General features: G+C 67.2%; 7 protein-coding genes. 3 read left to right on the top strand and 4 right to left on the bottom strand.

The window, feature by feature from the left end; all coding sequences use genetic code 11:
* Positions 1–78: 78 nt before the first annotated feature.
* Positions 79–417, bottom strand: coding sequence for a hypothetical protein (locus ACWGIC_RS44550; protein ID WP_452081995.1), 339 nt, complete (start codon positions 415–417; stop codon positions 79–81).
* A gap of 139 nt (positions 418–556) precedes the next feature.
* Between ACWGIC_RS44550 and ACWGIC_RS44545 the strand changes: the two genes are divergently transcribed.
* Complete coding sequence (locus ACWGIC_RS44545; protein ID WP_452081994.1) at positions 557–1,675, top strand: hypothetical protein; 1,119 nt, start codon at positions 557–559, stop codon at positions 1,673–1,675.
* Positions 1,676–1,703: 28 nt separating this feature from the next.
* On the opposite strand, the gene ACWGIC_RS44540 is transcribed toward ACWGIC_RS44545, so the two are convergent.
* On the bottom strand, positions 1,704–2,231 hold the full coding sequence (locus ACWGIC_RS44540) for a GNAT family N-acetyltransferase (RefSeq protein ID WP_452081993.1): 528 nt from the start codon (positions 2,229–2,231) through the stop codon (positions 1,704–1,706).
* An 87-nt stretch (positions 2,232–2,318) separates the two neighbouring features.
* On the opposite strand from ACWGIC_RS44540, the gene ACWGIC_RS44535 reads away from it, so the two are divergent.
* Positions 2,319–2,768 carry a WapI family immunity protein gene (locus tag ACWGIC_RS44535; RefSeq protein ID WP_452081992.1) on the top strand — a complete coding sequence of 150 codons (450 nt, stop codon included), beginning with the start codon at positions 2,319–2,321 and terminating at the stop codon, positions 2,766–2,768.
* 2 nt (positions 2,769–2,770) lie between these two features.
* On the opposite strand, the gene ACWGIC_RS44530 is transcribed toward ACWGIC_RS44535, so the two are convergent.
* On the bottom strand, positions 2,771–3,973 hold the full coding sequence (locus ACWGIC_RS44530) for an MFS transporter (RefSeq protein ID WP_452081991.1): 1,203 nt from the start codon (positions 3,971–3,973) through the stop codon (positions 2,771–2,773).
* 80 nt (positions 3,974–4,053) lie between these two features.
* Positions 4,054–5,292 carry an FAD-dependent oxidoreductase gene (locus ACWGIC_RS44525; protein WP_452081990.1) on the bottom strand — a complete coding sequence of 413 codons (1,239 nt, stop codon included), beginning with the start codon at positions 5,290–5,292 and terminating at the stop codon, positions 4,054–4,056.
* 149 nt (positions 5,293–5,441) lie between these two features.
* Here ACWGIC_RS44525 and ACWGIC_RS44520 point away from each other — a divergent pair, with 149 nt between their 5' ends.
* A complete protein-coding gene (locus ACWGIC_RS44520; RefSeq protein ID WP_452081989.1) occupies positions 5,442–5,894 on the top strand; it encodes a nitroreductase family deazaflavin-dependent oxidoreductase in 453 nt (150 codons plus the stop codon).
* Positions 5,895–5,961: the final 67 nt, after the last annotated feature.

Raw genomic sequence — 5,961 nt, 5'->3', positions numbered from 1 at the left:
GTTTTTTTTCTTCTAAACACCCCAACAAACACAACACGACGCCTTAGTTCGCCAAAATGGGATTAATCCGAAGCTGTTTTACAGTTCTCCGAAGTTCCGCATTTCCCGGGCGGATCCGCGGACGTATTCCTGCACAATGGGAGCCAAGGCCGTCGCGGTGGTCGCGTCGTTCCCGGCGAGCTGCTGGTACAGTCCAACGACGTCGGCGACGTCGTGCATGGTCTTCTCGGCGAGCCGCTTGCGCAGTTCGCCCTCAAGGAGCTTGGTGTCCGAGTTCGCCATGACCTCCGAAACGGCCGTCGCGGTCCGGCGCTGCAAGGCGCGTCGCTCCCGCCGCTCCCCCTGCCGTATCGCACGGGAGACGGCGTGTTCCTGCGACCCGGAGTAGCCGCCAAAGATACTGAGCTCGTTACTCACTCTGCGTTCCTCTCGCACTGCAAATGGGCTAGCGCATTCACGATGAGGTCACTGAACAGGCGGTGTCACTGACAATTTCGTAGCATTTGGGTGACGACACTTCCGGGAGCGTGTCGGAGTCATGACACACTGCTCGCTCATGCAGACCATCGGTTCTGGTGAAGCCGGTATGGAAGCAACCCGCGACGATCTGGTGAAAGCGATCAAGGTCCTTCGGAAGGAGAAGGAGGGCCTGACCGACGAGACCATCGCTAAGCACCCTCTGTTGCTGAAAGCACTGGAGACCGATGACCCGCCCACTGGTGCGGCTCGTCTCCGCGACGTGGCGCGTGCCCTGGGAAACGAGCCCTTCGCTCTCGCCGTGCGGGGAAGCCTGGCCATCGACTTTCCGGCCGGCAGGGGTGCGGACCATCGCCGTCAGATGATGGTGGAGGAGCTGCCGCGGAAACCGAAGTATCTTCCGGTCAGCGAACGCCAAGCCGCCCGGCTTATGAACGTCGGTGCGGAAGCGCTCGCCGATGCGGTCTGGGCACTGACGCACTCAGAAGTCCCTGAGGTTGAATCCGCGCCAGCGGAAAGCGTGGCGACGATGCTTCATGATGCCGTTCCTGACACCTTGGACGACACTTCCGGCACGGCATCGTCGACACCTGCAGAACCGCTTGGTCCACCCCGCGGCCGGCGCGCGTGGTGGATCGGCGGCAGCGTCGCGGCCGTGGTGGTGGTCGCGGTCGTCTTCGTCGCCTTGCCGAACGCGGAGGAGAAGCCGGCTGCGACGGTGCCCTCAGGGTCCACGGCCGCCGCGCCGGACCCTGCCTTGATGGCCAAGTACGACGGCTTCGACCCGCGTGGCATCGACGGTGGACCACGGTGTGCTGACGCGCCCCCTAGCCAGCCCATCGAAGGGGCGAGCACGCCGCCGGTCATCGGGCCGGAGGGGAGCGAAGTAGGCGTCCTTCATCTTCGGCGTTCGCCTTTGTGCGCGACCGTGTGGGTGCGGGTGATCTGGAAGGACGACGAGATCGCCCTCTACAAGGTGCCGGACGGCTGGACGTTGCACGTCGTCGTCCACCGGCCATCGACGCACACCGTGATCGACGCGACCGAACCGGAGCCGGGCAAACCGCCCAACGCGGGGCCGATCATGATGGCGCTCAGCCGCATGCTCACGGCTCAGCCTGGTTGCGTCTTTGGCGAGGCGTATTTCACCAAAGACAATATGCGCACGAATGCCGCTACTACCTCATGCGGAGGTTAGGTTGCTGTGTTCGCCTTATCCGAAAGGCTCAGAGCCGGTCGAAAGCCGCCGCGTAGCGGAACGCTCCTCGGATTGCCCGGTCGTACGCTGCCAGCGGGAGGGCTTGGAAATACTGGGCCCATTCCGGCACCGGCGGGGTGATGTCGAGCGTCTCGGCCAGCACGAAGCCGAAACGCGAGTAATAACCTGGGTCGCCCAGCAGGATGATCAGGCCGTACCCGAGTGCGTTGGCCGCGCCGATCGTCGCGTGGACGAGGGCTGAGCCCGCGCCGCTGCGTTGCTGGCCGGGGTGGACGCCGAGCGGGCCGAAGCCGATCGCGGAGTTGGGGTCGTCGCCGATGCGCCCGGGACTGGAGCAGGCGTGGCCGATCACTTCGCCGTCCCGGACCGCGACCAGCGAGAGCGCTGGGAGCAGATCGCCGTCGGCGGTCAGTTCGGTGACTAGCTTCGCTTCCGGCATTTCGCCGGTGACGTCCGGGTTGTGGACGCGGAACGCGGCGGTGTGCAGGGCGTGGATCGTGGGCGCGTCGTCGGCGGTGGACTGGCGGATCTGCATGCCGTGCAGTCTTCCCGAGCGGCGGGCTGCGCGGAAATTGATTTAGCCAGGCCGCATAGGCTGAAGCTCAACGGCAGGGGGGTGGAAGTGAGCGAAGACGAGTCGCCCGCGGTGACTATCGGGTCGAAGGCCGGGGATCGGCTGGTGATCACCGTGCTGGGGCGGATGCACGCCGGGGCGGTCGATTTCTGGGACGGCAACTGGCTTTTCAGTCCGGTTGACCTCGTCGTCGGCGGGTTCACCGCCCGGGTGCCCGCTGGGCTGCGGGCGGAGGAGTTGCGGGGGTTTCGGGAGCAGTTGGCGAAGGCGTATGACAGCTTCGGCGGCGTCGCCCGGCTGGCTTCGACGGAGGAGTGGCTCGACTTGACGGTCACCGTGGCGAAGTCCGGGAAGGTAGCGGTCGAGGGGACGGCTGTCGACGGGCGCGGGAACGAGCTGTCCTTTCGGATCGACGAGCTGGACCAAACTGAGCTGCCGACGATCCTCGATGGACTGGCCTCGATCGAAGCCGAGTTCCCGGTGGTCGGCAAGCGCTGATCTCAGGCCGTCGCTGCCTGCGGGGAGACCCGCGCCGGACGGTCGTCGCGCATGAACAGGAGGACGACCGCGCCCACCAGCGGTCCGGCGGCCAGGGTGAGGAACGCCGAGTAGAACGAGCCGGTCGCGTGGAAAACCGGGCCGACGACGGCAGGCACGATTACGCTGCCCAGCTGCCAGAAGGCGTTCACCGCGCCAGCGGCGGAACCAGCTAGCCGGGCACCGGTCAGGGCGGGGATCATCGCGGCGGTGAGCGGGCTGTAGGCGTACGCACCGATGCCGAGAATCGGGGCTACCACTAGGAAAGCGCCGTAGCTGCTCAAGGAACCGAAGGTCAGCAGAGCGGCGGTGAAGAGGATCAGGACGGCGATGATGGGGATTCGCCTGCCTAGGCCGATTTTGTCGGTGAGCCAGCCGACCAGCGGTTTGATCACTACCGCGGTGCCGGAGAAGATCACCAGGACCACGCCGGCCCGCACGGGGTCGATGTGTTCGCCGCGGATCATCAGGGTGTTGGACCAGGTGACGAAACCGTAGGTGCCCCACAGGCCGCCGAAACCGGCCAGGCCGAGGAGCAGCAGGTCGCGGTTGCGGAAGAGCGGGCGGGGATCGGGCAGGGCGCGCCGGGCGGGGTCGGTCGACGCGGCGCCGTTGCGGACGAAGGCCAGGCACAGCAGGCCGAGCGCGACGGTGACTCCGCCGAAAAGGTGGTAGGACACTGGCCAGCCGCTGTTTTTCACCAGGGTGGGGACGACAGCGTTGGCTACGACGGTGCCCAGTGACGTCGCGGTCATGAAGATGCCGCTCGCGAGTCCGTGTTCTTCGGGGCGGAACCAGGTGGTGATCAGTTTCAGGCCGGCGGAGAAATCCACGCCGGCGAACAGGCCCAGCAGGGCTTGCAGGGTCAGGCCCCAGGCGATGGACGTGGTGGAGCCGAAGAGGATCATCAGCACGCCCGCTGCGAGTGAGCTGATGCCGAGGACCGCGCGGCTGCCTAGCCAGTCGGAGAGGAAGCCGCCCGCGGTGTTCGAGATGACGTAGCCGATGTAGTAGCAGGTGGCGAAGATTCCGAGCGCGGCCAGCGGGACTCCGAGGGAATCGCTGACCGCGGACGACGCCGGGCCCCAGGTCGAGCGGTCGACTGAGGTCATCGTGAACACTGCCCAGCAGAGCAGCAGGACGACCCAGCGATAGCGGCTCGGCATGGGGGCTCCTTCGGACCGGGGAATGGTTCCGGAAGGTTCCCGTTACCGGGCGTGGCGGGTCAAGCCGGGAGTGTGGCAGGTCAAACCAGTGCGTCTTGGCGGTGCAGCTCGGCCCGGATCGCGCGGACGTCGTGGGCTCGGCCGTCGACGTACTGCGCGGCTGCGATCCCGGCGGCGTGGCCGGTCGCGAAGGCGGTGCCCATGACCCGCACCGAGGCGTAGGCGTCGTCGTCTGAGCTGGTCAACCGGCCAGCGGCCCAGAGGTTCGCGGTGTCGGCGGAGCAGATAGCGCCGTAGGGGATGTCGTACCAGCCCTGGCGGGCGATCGGTTCGTAGCGGGTGATGCCGGGGCCCGCATGGTCCTCGATCGGCCAGCCGCAGCGGCCGATGGACGCGCCGGGGCGTTTTCGGGCGGTCAGCACGTCGCGGCCGGTGACTTGTTCCCGGCCGATCAGGTGCCGTCCTTCTCGGATGCCTAGCTGGGGGCCGGTTTCCTCCAGTCGCGCGGACGACCAGCCGGGCAGGTGTTTGCGCAGTGCGTCCAGGTATTGCCACGCCTGCCGTCGCGCGCTGGCTTCGTCGCGGCTCAGCGCGGTGGCGTCCAGGACGTCGGTTTGTTCGTCCACCAGCAGCGCGATTACGTTGCGGGTCAAGGGCAAATGCACCGCGATGCCGTAGTCGCGCGCCAGTTGGACGCCGGTTTCCCGTTGGTGTGCGGCGACAGCGGCCCGCAGGCCCTCGCGGGAAAGGTCGGCGTCTTCGGTGACGCCGGAGAATCGGCAGACGAGCGTGCTGGTTTGCCGGTCGCTCAGCGGGGTGACGCGGACGGCGGCTCCGGCGGCGGCCAGTAGCGCGCCGTCGCCGCTGGCGTCGATGAACGCACCGGCGGTGACCCGTTCCAGGCCGCCGCGATGGTGCAGGGCGACCTCGGTGACCACGCCGTGGGTTCGCTTCGCGCCGACGAGCTTGGTGTGCAGGAGGACGTCCACGCCGGCATCGGCGGTTTGTTCGTCGTAGACCAGCTTGGTGGTTTCGAGGTCGAGCAGGACGATCTTGTTGCCGGTCCAGCCCATCGTCTTCTCTTCGTACGCACCGCGCCGGCGCAGCCGCTGCAGCACCTCCTCGCCGACGCCCGCGACGACCTGTTCGCCGGTCTGGTCGAAGAATCCGCAGAGGGTCAGCACGGAACTGATCGTCGCCGCGCCGCCCAGGTACGGGTACTGCTCGACCAGCAGCACCCGCGCCCCGGTCCGCGCCGCCCCGGACGCGGAGGCGATACCCCCAGCACCGCCTCCGACTACGACGACGTCGTAGTGCACTCAGCCCTCCTCGGGTGTTTGCGAATCAGTCAACTTGGTCCGGCCGGGGCGCCGCCACTGCCGTTCCGGCACCCCGGGCATACCCGCAGGGCATATCTACGAATGTCAGAAAGTATGAAACTCATATAAGTTGGCGTACGCTCGAGGACATGGACACCAAGGCAGCCGGATACCGGCGCAAGGTCAACGCGATCAACCGGGTCATCACCGCTCTGCAGCGCGCGGGGCTCGCGTTCGGGCCGATGGAACTGCTCACCGTCCCCGGGCGGCGCAGCGGCGAGCCGCGGACGTTTCCGTTGGCAGTATTGAAGGTTCAGGGCGAGCAGTACCTGATCCAGGCGTTCCCGAAGGCGGCGTGGGTGGCCAACGTGCGCGCGGCCGGGTCAGGGACGCTGTCGCGCGGCAGGCGGTCGCGGCAGGTGCGGTTCGTGGAATTGCCGGTCGCGGAGCGGGGACCGGTGCTGCGGGAGGTGGTGGCGGCCGGGCCGGCGAGCGTGGGGAAGCGCTACGTCACGACCGGGCTGGCGGAGTCGCCGACACCGGACGGAGTAGCGGCGGCTGCGGAGAAGATAGCGGTGTTTCGGGTCGTTTGTTGGCGATAACGTTATTATACGGGTTGGCCACCAACTAAACCCCAACCCCCAACGAGGCCGCGGGGGAGGTGGCGGC

It is taken from the genome of Amycolatopsis sp. NPDC054798 (assembly GCF_053611505.1).
This window is presented reverse-complemented; position numbering and strand designations above follow the sequence as displayed.